The 15,342-nt window shown below is 49.1% G+C and carries 13 protein-coding genes and 1 riboswitch; of the genes, 9 read left to right on the top strand and 4 right to left on the bottom strand.

Features of this window, described 5'->3' with window-relative positions; all coding sequences use genetic code 11:
- Positions 1 to 41: 41 nt before the first annotated feature.
- From spt to AL01_RS01780, 3 genes are all read right to left on the bottom strand, one after another.
- A complete protein-coding gene (spt, locus tag AL01_RS01790) occupies positions 42 to 1,241 on the bottom strand; it encodes a serine palmitoyltransferase (protein WP_077395551.1) in 1,200 nt (399 codons plus the stop codon).
- A complete protein-coding gene (locus AL01_RS01785; RefSeq protein WP_077395550.1) occupies positions 1,238 to 1,492 on the bottom strand; it encodes an acyl carrier protein in 255 nt (84 codons plus the stop codon). The genes spt and AL01_RS01785 overlap by 4 nt, the downstream gene beginning before the upstream one ends.
- A gap of 77 nt (positions 1,493 to 1,569) precedes the next feature.
- Positions 1,570 to 3,318 (bottom strand): fatty acyl-AMP ligase, encoded by a 1,749-nt coding sequence (locus AL01_RS01780; protein ID WP_077395867.1) that lies wholly within the window; start codon positions 3,316 to 3,318, stop codon positions 1,570 to 1,572.
- A 364-nt stretch (positions 3,319 to 3,682) separates the two neighbouring features.
- Here AL01_RS01780 and alr point away from each other — a divergent pair, with 364 nt between their 5' ends.
- The 9 genes from alr (at position 3,683) to AL01_RS01735 (ending at position 12,706) form a co-directional block, all read left to right on the top strand.
- Positions 3,683 to 4,759: an alanine racemase gene (gene alr / locus AL01_RS01775; protein ID WP_077395549.1), complete on the top strand. Its 1,077-nt coding sequence runs from the start codon at positions 3,683 to 3,685 to the stop codon at positions 4,757 to 4,759.
- 53 nt (positions 4,760 to 4,812) lie between these two features.
- Positions 4,813 to 4,921: riboswitch (TPP riboswitch) on the top strand.
- Positions 4,922 to 5,009: 88 nt separating this feature from the next.
- Positions 5,010 to 6,791 (top strand): phosphomethylpyrimidine synthase ThiC, encoded by a 1,782-nt coding sequence (gene thiC, locus AL01_RS01770; RefSeq protein WP_077395548.1) that lies wholly within the window; start codon positions 5,010 to 5,012, stop codon positions 6,789 to 6,791.
- On the top strand, positions 6,775 to 7,773 hold the full coding sequence (gene thiO, locus AL01_RS01765) for a glycine oxidase ThiO (RefSeq protein WP_077395547.1): 999 nt from the start codon (positions 6,775 to 6,777) through the stop codon (positions 7,771 to 7,773). The genes thiC and thiO overlap by 17 nt, the downstream gene beginning before the upstream one ends.
- Entirely contained in the window at positions 7,770 to 7,967 is a 198-nt protein-coding gene (gene thiS / locus AL01_RS01760; protein ID WP_077395546.1) for a sulfur carrier protein ThiS, read from the top strand. Before thiO ends, thiS begins: the two co-directional genes overlap by 4 nt.
- 10 nt (positions 7,968 to 7,977) lie before the next feature.
- The gene (locus tag AL01_RS01755; protein ID WP_206599220.1) at positions 7,978 to 8,760 is read left to right on the top strand and encodes a thiazole synthase; all 783 of its coding nucleotides are present in this window, start codon (positions 7,978 to 7,980) and stop codon (positions 8,758 to 8,760) included.
- On the top strand, positions 8,757 to 9,371 hold the full coding sequence (locus AL01_RS01750; protein WP_077395544.1) for a thiamine phosphate synthase: 615 nt from the start codon (positions 8,757 to 8,759) through the stop codon (positions 9,369 to 9,371). The genes AL01_RS01755 and AL01_RS01750 overlap by 4 nt, the downstream gene beginning before the upstream one ends.
- Positions 9,371 to 10,372, top strand: coding sequence for a HesA/MoeB/ThiF family protein (locus tag AL01_RS01745; RefSeq protein WP_077395543.1), 1,002 nt, complete (start codon positions 9,371 to 9,373; stop codon positions 10,370 to 10,372). The genes AL01_RS01750 and AL01_RS01745 overlap by 1 nt, the downstream gene beginning before the upstream one ends.
- A gap of 19 nt (positions 10,373 to 10,391) precedes the next feature.
- Complete coding sequence (gene thiD, locus AL01_RS01740; RefSeq protein WP_077395542.1) at positions 10,392 to 11,213, top strand: bifunctional hydroxymethylpyrimidine kinase/phosphomethylpyrimidine kinase; 822 nt, start codon at positions 10,392 to 10,394, stop codon at positions 11,211 to 11,213.
- Between the two features lie 107 nt (positions 11,214 to 11,320).
- Positions 11,321 to 12,706 (top strand): peptide MFS transporter, encoded by a 1,386-nt coding sequence (locus AL01_RS01735; protein ID WP_077395541.1) that lies wholly within the window; start codon positions 11,321 to 11,323, stop codon positions 12,704 to 12,706.
- A 15-nt stretch (positions 12,707 to 12,721) separates the two neighbouring features.
- Here AL01_RS01735 and AL01_RS01730 read toward each other — a convergent pair whose 3' ends face one another.
- Positions 12,722 to 15,307 carry a cation:proton antiporter domain-containing protein gene (locus AL01_RS01730; RefSeq protein WP_077395540.1) on the bottom strand — a complete coding sequence of 862 codons (2,586 nt, stop codon included), beginning with the start codon at positions 15,305 to 15,307 and terminating at the stop codon, positions 12,722 to 12,724.
- Positions 15,308 to 15,342: the final 35 nt, after the last annotated feature.

Raw genomic sequence — 15,342 nt, 5'->3', positions numbered from 1 at the left:
CTGGAAGATTATTTTCCAGAGGCTTTTATTTGTCCAAAAACTCAGACGATTTTTAGTTCTTTGGCAATTGTGCCGAAGGTTTCTACTGCCCGATCAATTTCGGTGGCGGAGTGTGCCGCCATAACAGAACAGCGCAGCAGCGGTCTATTGTCGGGAGTTGCCGGGGGTAGAGAAAGATTGACATAAACCCCGGCATCTAGAAGGGCATTCCAAAAGGTAATGGCCTGTGGAATGTCTTCCAGAGTAACGGCGATCACAGGGGAAATGAAGTTACTCGTATTCAGCCCGACTGATTTAAAGCCTTGATGTAGACGAGCCGCATTCTCCTGAAGTTTTTGACGCAGCTCAGGGCGATTTTTAACCTCCTCCAGCGCAGCTAAAGTTGCTGCAATGATTTCAGGCGGTAGGGAGGCCGTGAACATATAAGGGCGGGAGCAAAGGCGCATGAGATCAATCTCATCATGATCTGTTACGCAATAGCCCCCAACAGTTCCAAGCGATTTAGAGAATGTACCGACAATGAAGTCAATGTCATCCTCACATCCCTGCATCTCTGCAACGCCACGACCATGATCGCCCAGTACACCAAAGGAATGAGCCTCATCAACCATGAGAGGAATGTTGTGACGTTTCTTGACTTCCACAAAATCCTTGAGGGGAGCGATATTCCCCGTCATGGAGTAGATACCTTCAGCGATGATCAGGCGAGCCCCGGTCGTTTTGTCCGTTCTAGCGACACGTTTTTCCAGATCAGCTGGATCATTGTGACGGAAACGGATGACCTGTGCACCGGAAAGGCGAGCTCCATCATAAATGGAAGCATGACTGTCAGCGTCAAGGAAGAGAATATCATCCTTGTTCACAAGGGCTGAAATCGTCCCTAGATTAGCTTGGTAGCCCGTCGAAAAAACCATGGCGTGTTTTTTTCTAAAGACGGTGGCTAGAGCTTTTTCTAGTTTCTGATGCAGGCCAAACGTACCATTGGCAATACGGGACCCTGTTGTCCCGACCCCCATGGTTTTTGCTGTATGGATGGCTGCATCCTGCGCCGTTGTGGACTGACTGAGGCCCAGATAGTTATTGGTCCCGAAGAGGAGCGTCTCCCGTCCTTCAATAATGCCTACCGTAGCTGAAAGGGGACGTTCTATCACAACACCGAAAGGGTTTCTCGGGCTTGTAGCCATCAGGGAGTCATAGTTTCCCTTCAGAGTGGCATATTTGTCAAAAATTCCGGCACTCATGCTTGTTCTGCCTTGATGGCATGCAGGCAGACTGCCAGATCCTTAATGGTGCGGATGTCTGCAAGTTTATCGAGAGGTACGGAGACATCAAGCGTATCTTCGATCTCCATTACAAAATTCATGACAGCAAGGCTGTCGAAGGCCAAGTCCTCAACAATCCGGCTGTCTTCGGAAATGTCGCGTGGTACTTTTGGGTTCTCCAGAAGTTTTTGGAGAATCATGTGAGAGATATCAGCAACACTGTCTGTCATGTCTTGTCCCTTTGCGACCAAGCGAAGAGGGAAGACCTACATGATCCTCCCTTGATGGGGAATAGCCCCTTCAGCCTTCAGGTGAATTCCCTGTTAAGATACATGGCCCTAGCACGAGCCCGGGTCAGTTTTCCGGAGGAAGTTTGGGGTAGAGACCGTGGTGGCACCAGAACCACATCTACATCAATACCATGTAGACGGCGGAAGAGGGCAACCAATTCTTCTTTGAGCTTATTACGAGGCTCTTCATCTGTGTAGCGACACTGTACTAGGGCCACAACACGCTCTCCCTGACTGTCATCAACAGAAAATACTGCCACATCGCGAGAACGGAGAGAAGCTACCTCATGCTCGGCCGCCCATTCCAGATCCTGCGGCCAGATGTTCCGAGCGTTAATGATGATGAGGTCCTTGGCTCGTCCGGTGATGACAATCTGACCATCCAACATGTAGCCAATGTCGCCGGTGTTCAACCAGCCATCTCCAGAAAATGCATTGGCCGTTTCTTCCGGCCGTCTGAAGTAACCTGTCATCAGACTGGGGCCGCGGACATAAACGGTGCCAACCTGACGTTCTTTCAGTACGCTTCCAGTGCTGTCCCGGACTTCAATCTGGTGGTTGGGGAGGCAGACACCGCACAGAACGAAATCACGGGCCGTTTCTGTGCTTTCTTCAGCTGGCTGGGCATAATCTTCTCGTTCCATGACCGAGAGATCGACCGTATCGGTGCGCAGTCCAGTATTGAGAGGGGCAAAGCTGATGGCCAGTGTGGTTTCAGCCATACCGTAGCTGGCAACGAAGGCTTTTTTGTTGAAGTCTCGTTTAGCGAAGGTTTCGGCAAAGTTATGGATGATGTGCGGACGGATCATGTCGCCACCGATGCCGGCAACACGCCATGAGGATAGGTCGATATCCTCTCGTGCGCCACGTCGAGCACAGAGCTCATAGCCGAAAGAGGGGCTATAAGACATAGTAGCCTTGTTCCGGGCGATCAATTCCAGCCAGATGTGTGGACGACGTGCAAATTCCCGCGTAGGCAGGAGGTCGACAGATAGCTGACAGGTCATTGGCGTCAGGAAGAAACCGACCAATCCCATATCGTGATAAAGAGGCAACCACGATACACAACGGTCATCACGCTTATCGGAGCTAGGATAAACCTGAAGGCCGTACTGAGCGATGGCATGAGCATTGGCCATGCCCGCTTTCTGCGTCACACTGATACCCATAGGGAAACGTGTGCTGCCAGAAGAAAACTGGAGGTAGGAGAGGGCATCTTCCTTGATTTCTGGAAGAGGGATGTCCTTTTCCTCGTGGGCCATTAGTTCGGCAGGTGATCCGCCGAACAGTAGAGGGAAATCGGCAATGATATCGGGCGTCCAGCCACCAATGACCTCTGGAACGACAACAGCCCGAGCATCGGCACTTGTGATCATTCCACGAAGCGTCTTGATGTAACCGTCTTTACCGCCAAAAGCGACTGGCAAAGGCAATGGTGCAGGAACGAGGCCTGCATACTGGCAACCAAAGAAGATCCGAGCGAAATCGCCATCACTTTCCGCAACAATGGCGACCCGATCACCTGGTTGCAGCCCTATTCCGAGAAGGCGGCGGGCTGTGGCGTGGGCTTGTTGCCGTAGCTTGCTGTAGGGAAGGACTTCAAGTAGGTCTCCCCGTCCAGAATAGATATTGAAGCCACTGGCTCCCTGTGCTGCGTAATCAAGGGCAGCGGGAAAGCTTGGGAAATCTCCATAGCGGCGCTCTATACCAGAGCGACTGGGTGTGATGGAGAGAGTGGGATTGGGTTTCTGATTGGCCTCGGTCAAACCTGGACTAGCTCCGTTTGGACCATCGGATTGAACATCCTGAGGCCCCTGCGAAATCAAAAAAACTTAACCCCTGTTCATAGGGTAAAGGCCGCTCTGCACGGGCAAAGCAGCATTGCTGTGCCCTGTCTCTAATACAGAATACCCCTCTGCCTCAAGCATATGTCATGATTTTCGCTGACAAAATTGTAGATATTAAGAAAGTAACTCCATGAACAGCCTTAAAACCTAGGCGAAAAGGCCGGAAAACCGGGAAAAAAGTGCGGAAGATTTTATCATTAAATAATAATTTCCAAGGAAGGTATTTCCTGTAAGATCAGCCCTCCTAATCTTAGGGCAGCATAAGGATGAGAGGCCAGAGAAGATGCATTTCTGCAAGCAGACAAGCGCTCGCCTGACGGTAGACCTTGCCGCCATCAGGAAGAATCATGCTTGGTTGGCCAAGCGTGTAGGGGGAGCGGAATGTGCTGCTGTTGTGAAGGCAGATGCTTATGGTCTTGGTATGCAGGAGATTGCGTCCTGTCTGGCTGACAACGTTCAGACTTTTTTTGTTGCTCAGCCAGAAGAAGGATGCCAGCTCCGCCGACTGTTGCCGGAGAAAAAGATTTTTGTATTGCACGGTTTCGTACCAGGGCGGCCGGAAATGATGGCGGAATATGGACTGGTGCCGGTGCTGAATAGTTTGGATCAGGTGCGGCAGTGGCGAGCCTTCTGCCAGCGGGAGGGTGCGGACCATCCTGCGGCCTTACAGCTGGATACGGGTATGTCCAGGTTCGGTATTTCGGAAGACGATTTGGGTGATGAGGTGGTGAGGGGGCTGAAACCCGTTCTTGTCATGAGTCATCTAGCCTGCGCAGATCAATCTGATGATCCTTCCAATGAAGAGCAACGCCAGCGTTTTTTGGCTATGAGTGTCGCTTTTCCCGGTGTACCACGTTCATTGGCAGCTTCGTCGGGTATTTTTCTAGGCCCCGATTATCATTTTGAAATGGTCCGCCCTGGTATTGCGCTTTATGGTCTTCCGCTTCACGAAGAGAGCAAGCCGCTTGCTCCAGCCGTAAGGCTTGAAGCCCAGATACTGCAGGTTCGTACCATTGAAGCAGGAGATCGTATTGGATATGGCCTGACCTATCGTGCCGTAAAGCCCATGCGTGTGGCGACCGTAGGTATTGGATATGCTGATGGTATCTTTCGTTCTTTTGCTCGAAATGGAGCCCTTTGGAAGGGAGATATACGCTTGCCTGTACTGGGGCGGATTTCTATGGACAGCCTTTCAGTCGATGTCACACATTTGCCTGATGACGCCACGCGGGAAGGGGAGTGGCTGACCGTTATCGGGCCGCAGCAAGATATTGCCGAGGTGGCTGATCATGTTGGTACGATCGGTTATGAGGTGCTGACATCCCTTGGTTATCGGTTTGATCGTTGCTATCAAGATTAAGAAAGCCGCCTCCTTTCCATCTTGACGAAGTGGCTTAGGCCAGATACGCAGAAGGATGTTCCGGGGGGTGTCCTGTCTTCAAGCAGGGCTGAGACGGCAAATGCCGAACCCTTTGAACCTGATCCGGGTCATGCCGGCGAAGGAACGGGAAAATGTAGACGGGGGCGTGTATGCCCTCTGTCTGAACTCCTTATAGATCGTCATCCATTCCCGGATCTTTTCTCACGTTTAGCATGTGGAGAGAAGATCAATGCAGGACTTCATTGTTACCACAGGACCTCTCTGTGGCTCCCGTAAAATTTATAGCAATCCGCCGGAGAGGGCGGACATTCAGGTTCCATTCAGGGAGGTCATGCTCGCTGATGAGTCCCAGCCTGTGCAGCGTTTGTATGATACATCTGGTCCTTATACCGATCCGAATGTCAGTACGGCACTGGATGTAGGTTTACCTAAAATAAGGGAACGTTGGCTGGAAGGTAGGCAATTTGGCCATCAGCAGGGACAGGGCGAGCTATCTACGTCTGATATTCCTTTTTGTCCGGCACCGCATACGGTGAGACGGGGGATAAAAGGGCAACATGTCACTCAACTGGATTATGCCCGTGCTGGGATCGTGACCGAAGAAATGATTTATGCAGCATGGCGAGAGAATTTGGGACGTGAGCGTCACCAGGCGGCGAAACCAGTGGGGACAGCAGCATCGCAGCGTGGCCAGCGTGTAGGGGCGCCCATGCCAGACTATGTCACTCCGGAGTATGTCCGTGATGAGATTGCAGCTGGTCGGGCCATATTGCCTGCTAATATCAACCATCCAGAGCTTGAGCCAATGGTAATTGGGCGCAATTTTCTGGTGAAGATTAATGCTAATATTGGCAATTCGGCTGTCACGCCTGGCGTGGCGGAAGAAGTGGAGAAAATGGTTTGGGCGACCCGTTGGGGCGCAGATACGGTCATGGACCTTTCAACAGGCCGCCATATCCGGCAAGTCCGTTCATGGATTCTACGGAACGCTCCCGTACCGATTGGAACCGTGCCCCTGTATGAGGCGCTGGAACGTGTCGGGAATGATCCACTGGCCTTGAACTGGGAAGTTTTTCGGGATGTGTTGATCCATCAGGCTGAGCAGGGGGTGGATTATTTCACTATTCATGCTGGGGTGAGGCTGGCCCATATCCCTTTGACAGCCGAGCGCGTAACAGGGATCGTTAGTCGTGGCGGGTCAATTATTGCCCGGTGGTGCCTGAGTGGGCATCGTGAGAGTTTTCTTTACGAACATTTCGATGAAATCTGTGAAATCTGTCACCGTTATGACATTGCCCTTTCTCTTGGGGATGGTTTGCGCCCGGGGAGTATTGCTGATGCCAATGATGAGGCCCAGTTTGCGGAACTAAAAACACTAGGAGAACTGACCCAGGTTGCGTGGAAGCATGGCTGTCAGGTCATGATCGAAGGACCTGGTCATGTACCGATGAATTTGATCCATGAAAATATGGAAAAACAGAAGGAATTCTGTGCAGATGCTCCGTTTTATACGCTTGGTCCGCTTACAACGGATATTGCGCCAGGATATGACCATATAACATCTGCCATTGGAGCTGCCATGATCGGGTGGTTTGGTACGGCAATGCTTTGTTACGTCACACCTAAAGAACATCTTGGCTTGCCAGATCGGGATGATGTTAAAACTGGGGTGATTACCTATAAATTGGCTGCTCATGCGGCGGACCTAGCCAAAGGTCATCCAACTGCTCAGCAGCATGATAATGCACTTTCCCGTGCCCGTTTTGCTTTTCGCTGGGAGGATCAGTTCAATCTGGCGTTAGATTCTGAGACAGCTCGTTCCTTCCATGATGAGACAATGCCTCGGGAAGCTCATAAAACGGCTCATTTCTGTTCCATGTGCGGGCCAAAATTCTGTTCCATGAAGATTTCGCAGGATATCCAAGAGGAAACTGTCCGTCTGAAAGGTATGGAGCAGAAGACGGAAGAGTTCCGGAAGCAGGGGGGAGAGCTTTATGTCGAGACAGTCTGAATCTCTCCTCTCAGTTGGCATAATTGGTTCTGGTATAGCTGGTCTCATAACCGCTCTTGCTTTAAAGGAAAAAGGATATTTTGTTCATCTTTATGAAAAAACAAAACATTTAGGTGAGGGCACTTGTTCGTGGTTTGCAGGTGGTATGATCGCTCCATGGTGTGAGCGTGATGGTGCAGACGATATCATACGAGATCGTGGAGTAGAGGCCTTAGAATGGTGGGAACGCCATTATGAAGGTACTGTAAAAGCCGGTAGTCTCGTTCTTTCAGCAGCACGTGACCGGAGTGAGGTCATCCGTTTTGGTCGCTGTACACAAGAGCATCAAACCGTAAATGAGGACAGCCTAAACAGGCTGGAGCCTGATTTGTGCGGTCGCTTTCAGGAAGGATTGTTCTATCCTCGAGAAGCACATATCGACCCCCGTCTGGCTCTTCCGGCTCTAGAGATGCGCTTAAAAAATGCAGGGGGAGTGGTTAGCCGTGATGTCGAAGTTCAAGCAGAAGAGTTGAAAGAAGATATCATCGTAGATTGTCGCGGTCTTGCAGCACGGACAGACCTACCAAAATTGAGAGGTGTTCGTGGTGAAATGATCCGTATTCAAACACGGGATATTCATTTTAAACGGCCCATTCGGTTACTTCATCCGCGACAGCCTGTTTATGTAGTGCCACGGGATAAAGATATCCTGATGGTTGGTGCAACGAGTATTGAAACTGATTGTCAGGCTCCTATTACGGTACGGTCTGCCTACGACCTGTTAGAAGCCGTCCAGCGGCTTCATCCAGCTTTGGGTGAAGCCAGCATCATCGAGGCTAGTGCTGGTGTAAGGCCCGCCTTCCCAGATAATATTCCCGATATCGAGCAACACGGCCGGATCATTTACGCTAACGGGTTGTATCGGCATGGTTTTCTTCTTTCACCATGGTGTGCTCGTAAGGTTGTAGAGCAGATTCAAGCACAAGAAGGGGCTGTGGCATGAGTCTGATTCAGGTCAATGGGCAGGTCCATGCGCTGGTACCATCTCTCAGTATCCTTCTAACAGAACTTGGGCTGGAACAGGCTGTTGTAGCCACGGCACTCAATGGAGATTTTATCCCCGCCGGGCAACGAGAGCAGATCGTATTAAAAGCAGGGGATCAGGTTGAAATTCTAGCCCCAATGCAGGGAGGGTGATGCGATGTCTTTGAAATTATATGGATGTGACATCTCATCACGTCTTCTTCTTGGTACGGCCCGTTATCCTTCTCCTGCCATGTTGAAAGAGGCTATTCAGGCAGCGAAAGTAGAAATTGTAACAGTTTCTCTACGGCGGGAAAGTTTGGGGTTACAAAACGAGCAGAGGGCAGGGCAGTCCTTCTGGTCGCTTATTCAGCAGAGCGGGGCACGGGTATTGCCTAATACAGCTGGCTGTCATTCAGTTCGTGAAGCGGTGAAAACAGCTCATATGGCTCGTGAAATCATGGGGACGAACTGGATCAAGTTGGAAGTAATTGCCGATGATATGGCTCTGAATCCGGACGTATTTGGCTTGGTGGAAGCTGCACGTATTCTGAATGAGGATGGTTTCAAAGTATTCCCATATACGACAACAGATTTGGGTGTCGGTGAGCGTCTTATGCAGGCGGGTTGTCATCTACTCATGCCGTGGGCTGCGCCTATAGGAAGTGGACAGGGCCTTTCTGACCGTAATGCCTTAAAAGCTTATCGGCGGCATTTTGAAACTGTTCCACTTATCATTGATGCTGGCATAGGCCGTCCATCTCAAGCCACTGAGGCAATGGAGTTAGGGTATGATGCTCTGCTTTTAAACTCTGCAGTGGCAAAATCTGGAAACCCTGTTCTAATGGCGCAAGCTTTTAGACAATCCGTGAGGGCAGGGCGGGACGCTTATCTAGCTGGCCCGATTGAGCCTTACGAAGGGGCTATGCCTTCCAGTCCCATGATCGGGAGGGCCTATTTATCATGAATATTCTTCCTGATGAGCTCTACCCGATTGCCAGTACTGCCGTTGAAGTTACCGTAGCGGTAAGGTCTGGCGTGCGTTTTATTCAGCTGCGCAACAAAAGTGAAGATCAGGCATATTTAAGGTCAGAGATTCGAACCGCATTGCAAAGCTGCACATCTTTTGGTGCGATGCTAGTAGTTAATGATCATTGGGAAATAGCTCTGGAGGAGGGGGCTCCTTACATCCATCTTGGTCAGGAAGACCTGAAAACAGCAGATATAGCCCGTATTCATCGAGCTGGTGTGAAGTTGGGGGTTAGCACTCATGATCATATGGAGTTGGGAAAAGCCCGTGCTCTTCAGCCAGCCTATATTGCACTAGGTCCCATCTGGGAAACCACGCTGAAAGTAATGCCGTGGCGTCCACAAGGGATAAATCGTGTGAAGCTATGGTCTGATTTGTTGAACCCTATGCCCCTTGTGGCAATTGGTGGCATTACAGCAGAACGAGCTCCGACTTGTCGTATGGCGGGAGCTGCAGCGGTATCCGCTGTTAGTGATATTTTCCGTAATGGTGATCCAGTATCCCAGATTCAGCATTGGCGGGAATGTCTGAAAAGCGGAGGGGCCTGATGTCCCGTTATGACAGTCAAATGATTTTGCCGGAAATCGGCGAAACAGGGCAAGCCAGATTAAAGCGAGCACGACTTCTAGTAATTGGAGCAGGGGGGCTTGGCTCGACTCTTTTACCCATGCTGGTTGGAGCTGGTGTTGGTCACATTCATATCATGGATGATGATGTGATCGAAGAAGACAATTTGCATCGGCAGACGCTCTATAGCATGGAGGATATAGGTCGCAATAAAGCGATTGTGGCCGTATCCCGTTTGAAGAACTTGAATCCTGATGTCTCCCTTAAAGCCCATCCAGTTAGTGCACAAGCTGATACGGTGGCATCAGTCATGGAAGAATTGTATGCAACAAGTGGAGGTGAGGGGTATCTGGCCGTATTGGATGCGGCTGATAATTTTGCCACCACTTATATGCTGAGCGACTTTTGCCAATGTATGACGTATCCCTTCATTAGTGCATCAGCCATACATTGGATGGGGTATGCGGCGATCTTCTGTGCTGAAGTGCCTAGTTACCGGGCAGTTTTCCCTGATATAGGTCAGAATGTGCAGGACTGTCGAACAGCGGGTGTCTTAGGGCCTGTCGTTGGATTAATCGGGATGTTGCAGGCTCAGCTATGCCTATCGCATATTCTTGGAGTGATACCCTCTCCAGCCGGACAGCTGTATCGTTGGGACGCAAAAACAATGCGGATGAGTTCGTTTTCTTTCCGCAATGCGCAGGAACCGGATAAAGTTTGGCCTTTCTTATCGCTTAAGCAGTTGCGGGATGATGATGTTGTTATAGACGTTCGTTCTGTCGGAGAAGAGCCGACCATATCGCATAAGAATCTATACCCCGTACCATTAGATCATCTGATTAGATTAAAGAACGTGGATGTGCCGAAGGATAAGAGAGTGGTTCTTTGCTGCCAGAGTGGCCTTCGTGCTGCACGAGCGGCGGTGCTTCTATATCAACAGGGGTATAAAAGCCTAGCTCTTTTAGCTGTTAAGCATCAGTAGTAGGGGAGGGGGCAAATATATGACGGATCGTAGTCCTACTGTTCTTACTATAGCCGGAACAGATCCGACAGGCAGTGCGGGTATTCTAGCAGATGTAAAAACCATCTCAGCTCTCGGCGGATATGCACTGCCCGTTGTGACAGCTGTCATTGCCCAAAATAGTTACCGGGTATTAAGGCGGTTGCCGGTAGCGGCAGAGATGATTTTTGCGCAGCTGGAAGCCGTTCGAGAGGCTATGCCTATTGATGCGATTAAAATAGGATTATTACCTTCAGTAGAGAGCGTACAGGCTGTATCGTCATTTCTAATGCAAATGAAACAGTCAGGCCCTATTGTTGTACTAGACCCTGTTTTACAGGCTAGTACGCAACAGTGTCTCGCAGATGATGTTGTTTCTTGCATAATGAGAGAACATATTTTTCCGTATGTTAGCTTGGTAACTCCCAATTTATCTGAATCTGCTCGGTTGTTAGAGAGAGATGTAGCCCAGACACGAAATGAAATGATTTTGCAGGCAGAGGCTTTACGGAAGCTGGGGATAGCCAATGTTTTATTAAAAGGGGGGCATCTTTCTACTGAAAACGTAAGCTCTGATTTATTAGTAACTGAAGATGATACCAGGCGCTGGTATGAGGTAGAACGAATTGTTACATCTCATGACCGAGGAACAGGTTGTACGTTGGCATCAGCTTTGGCATTTTTCTTGATAGATCATACAATGCAGGATGCTGTCGGGTTGGCAAAGAATTATGTAACCCAGACATTGCGGACAGCTAATGAGTTGCAGCTTGTTGTGACACGTGGCCCTTTGAATCATTTTAATTATTCGAAGGTATCATAATGTTATGGGTGGTTTTGCATCTATAAGTTGGCATAATATATATTATACGACTTTTGTATGGACGAACAATCCTCCCGTATAAATGATTATAATGCTATAAAACCTTCATGAACGAAGATTCGGCTAACATATTGTCCAGCAGCGAACATCAGCCTACTTCTAACGTACTGGGACACCCAAAAGGTTTATGGGTCCTATTCTGGACGGAAGGTTGGCTCTCTTTTGCACAATACGGAATGCTTTCCATATTAGTGCTATATTTAAAAGACATTTTCCAACATCCTGAACGAGCTAAAAAAATCATAGGGCTCCCCTCCCTCTTAGCTATTAATCATAGTTTTTATGCACCTAAAGGATTAGATGCCACGGCTGGTAGCCTTTCAGGTCTTATAATGGCTGTCATTTTTGCTGCTCCATTTATTGGAAGCTTTATAACCGATCGTGGCCTTGGTAGAACACGTTCCGCTATCATAGGTATCAGCCTACTGACAGTTAGTTTCGCTCTTATGGAGGAAGAAACCTGTTTTGTTCTAGCACTATGGTTGTTCCTTGCTGGGGTTGGTTTTTCAGGAAGTTTGAAGGCACAGGTTGGAGCCTTATATGATCTTGAGGATCGCCGTCGCTCTGATGCTTATCAACTTTACAGCCAGAGCATACAGATCATGGCTATTATCTCTCCCCTACTCTGCGCTTTTCTAGGAACAATTGCTTGGCGTTGGGCATTTATGGCGACAACCTGCGGTATGATTATGGGGTTGGTCGGCTATCTTATGGGGCGAACTTATCTTCCAATAGAAAGAAGTCATTCAAATACAAAACAAACAATCCAAGTCAGAAGCTGTTCAAAGATAGAAAAACAACGTATCTTTTTTTTACTTTGGCTGGTCGGGTTGTTTGCGCTTGGTATTCTTCCTAACCAAGAAATTATGGATGGTTATCTTCTTTGGGGAGAAGAGCATTATCAATTAACAGTACTCGGAATTACATGCCCTGTGAGCACGCTGGTATCGCTAGATAGCATAATAAGCATGATTACAGGGTTTCTAGTGCTATGGTTCTGGCGTTGGTATGATTACCGATATGGTGCAGTTCGTGACATGATGAAGATCATCATCGGAAGTGCAATTGCTACAGCAGGGCCTCTTTTCCTTATTGCAGGAGAGTATCTCCAACCAGCTTCTCATCAAATAAGCCTATGGTGGGGTGTGGCTTTCCATACCATCAACGATATTGGTTGTGGGATGACCTTCCCTATTGGAATGGCACTTTTCTCCCGTTATGCGCCAGAACGGCATAATACAACATTAATATCCTGTTTTACGCTTCATATTTTCCTAGGGAATTTAATGGTCGGTAAACTAGCCGGAATGTTACATCAGATTCCAGATGTCACATTCTGGTCCCTTCATTCAGGAGCGGCATTACTCTCCACTCTTGGGTTAATGGCGTCCAGTCGGATTAGTAGCCGCCTATTTTCTACGACGGCGTCCTAATCTTTCTTTTGGACGTCAGCGTTTCTCCACAATAGGTGAAATGATGAATCCGGCCTCGTGGACGGGAGAAATAGTGTTGCCATCTCTGGTAATTACCACATTAGCTTCAAGAGAACCATTCAGTCGCATATTATGCCTTTTCATGATTTGACGCTTTACTATAGGGAAACGTTGGAGAAGCTTATCAAAATCAGCCTTTGGAATAGCCAGCATATGGGAGAACTGTAGGGAGCGAACAGTATTATGGGCTCTTTGTCCTTGAATATGGCTATTAGCTCCGATCAGGTCCCCTGCTCCCAACATGATCTCTTGTGTTTCTGAACTGGTGGATGATTCAACAAGGCCAGCAACCTGTGCATAAATGGTACGAATACGTTCACCTTTACGGATCAGGATCTCCCCTGGTGAAAGGAAGCAGATAAACACCCGCCCAGCCAAATCGTGGAGAGCTGCATCTGGTACACCATTAAAGGCTGGGAATGATCTTAATCGCTGCTCGATACCACTGCGGAGATTGAAACGCAGCGGAGTATCAAGTCGGTTTCTCTGCCGCTCAATGGACTGGTGAAGCTCACGATGCAGTTCCTGAGAGATGAGATTATCTTTTGCAAGTGTAGCATATTCTTCATCTTCCAAACGTAGCGCAATTTGGCGTAAGAGACGCCCTTCTAGGGCTTCGGAATAACCAGAATAATGGAGACGTAAGGTTGCTAGGGCGTCGTCCAAAAGTTTGCGCTGTCTGCCTAATACCTCAGATACGATCTCGGTAATACGGAGCCCTAAGGTCGGTTCCATACGCTCCCGAACAAAACGGATTAGGGATGTTGAGACCAGATGAGAAATAATTAGTGTCTCAAAACGCTCCATCATGCAGATTGTCAGGGGGCGATCTATATGGAAGCGTCTATGTAGCATTTGGGCCAGACGAAGACGCCATGAAGGTTGAAGACTCTTACGGCGTGTTTTGACATACCCATACCGTCCTTCCAGCTGGGTCGCATCCACAATAGCTTCAGTCGCACGTAACAACGTCTCAATCACCCGACGACTAGACATTCCCTGAACGCGGAAAAGGTCCAGCAATAGAGAGCGTTCTTGATTGGCAATAGTGAGCAGCGCCATGTTAACGCGGTCTTTGTCAGTCAGAGCAGTTTCAAAGTTGTTGCTGGCTTTTTCTTTTTCAGCACGTTGCTCCAGTCGGCTGATTACTCCCCCTCGTGTACGGGCACCAAAGCTAAGTTCATCAGACACATGGGCTACACGTTGGGCGACATGACTTAACCCGATACCAATGATCTGATTTCGCAGTGCTTCATCAACAGGAGACAGTCTATCCAGTTTCAAGAAGAGAACGAGAGAACGCAGGGTCGTACCATTAACAAGAAGTGTCGTTAGTACGAATCCTGTCGCCACAATCCCCACAAAATGGGTAATGGAATCATTAATATGGGGGTTTTCATTTACGGCTAACGCTAGGGCTAGTGTAATAGCTCCTCGCAGCCCTCCCCATGCCATGGTTGTTTTAAAACGCAGAGGCACAGGCGGTGAAAGTCTGGTAATGATCAGAAGTGGTAGAAGACCGAAAATGACCGCCGCTCTTGCAATGAGTCCGGCCAGACTGGCAATGAGGATTAGGAATAAATCCCATTTCGTCATGCCGATCATCATGCGAGGGACAAGCATAGCAGCCAGCATGAAAACAAGTGTACTGGCCCAGAATTCTATCTGTTCCCATAGCTCTCGAAGGAAGCGCCATGTCTGCGGACGAAATGTGGACGGGCCGAAGGCAGAGATGGTCAGACCAGCAGAAGCTGTCGCTACAACGCCAGAAAATCCCAGAATATCGTCACAAAGAATATACACCCCGTAAGGCAACACGAGGGAAAGTGTAATTTCGGCGGCAGGAAACCCGCTAATGGCAGTAATCATGATCAGGGCCAACCGTGCCACGGCGACACCGATGATGACGGCACCAGCAAAATTGGTCAGAAAGTCGATACAAGCTTCACTGAAGCTGATCTGATGATGAGCCGTAATGGCCGCAACAAGAATAGTAAAGATAGCAATGGCGGCTGCATCGTTTAGCAATGCCTCCCCTTCCACCAAACGACTTAGCCTAGCGGCGGCACCGATTTCCCGGAAGATGCTGGCTACAGCAGAAGGGTCTGTCGTGGCAACAATAGCACCAAGGAGTAAGCAGGCGATGAGACTCTGCTGTGCAAAGGGATATAAAGCAAAACCGATTGTTGCTGTGGAGACTATGACCGCCACGATGGCCAGTAGTAGAACCGTGGCAATTTCGTGCGTCAGACTACGGACATTAATTCCCATGGCTCCTTGAAAGACCAGAAGCGGCAGGAAGATAAGCAGGAAGCCCTCACTGCTTATAGGAAAAGACAGCAAGGCCCCTGCAGGCCCTTCTAGCAGGTCTAGCCCCATGGAATTATTAATGAGAGATGACGCCGCCCCTAACCCTATTCCCAGAACGGCAATGATGACCGTTTCTGGTAGATTGATCTTCTTGGCCAGAGGCGGAATAAAGCTGATGAGAAAAAGGAGGAAAACAAGGGTCAGAAGAACAGCTGCCAGCCCTATTTCCATCTGATGTCCCCTTTCTCACCCTCTGATATTCTGGT

It is taken from the genome of Bombella intestini (assembly GCF_002003665.1).
Lineage (GTDB): Bacteria > Pseudomonadota > Alphaproteobacteria > Acetobacterales > Acetobacteraceae > Bombella > Bombella intestini.
The sequence above is the reverse complement of the archived record's forward strand: the minus strand, read 5'-3'. Positions and strand labels throughout refer to the sequence as shown.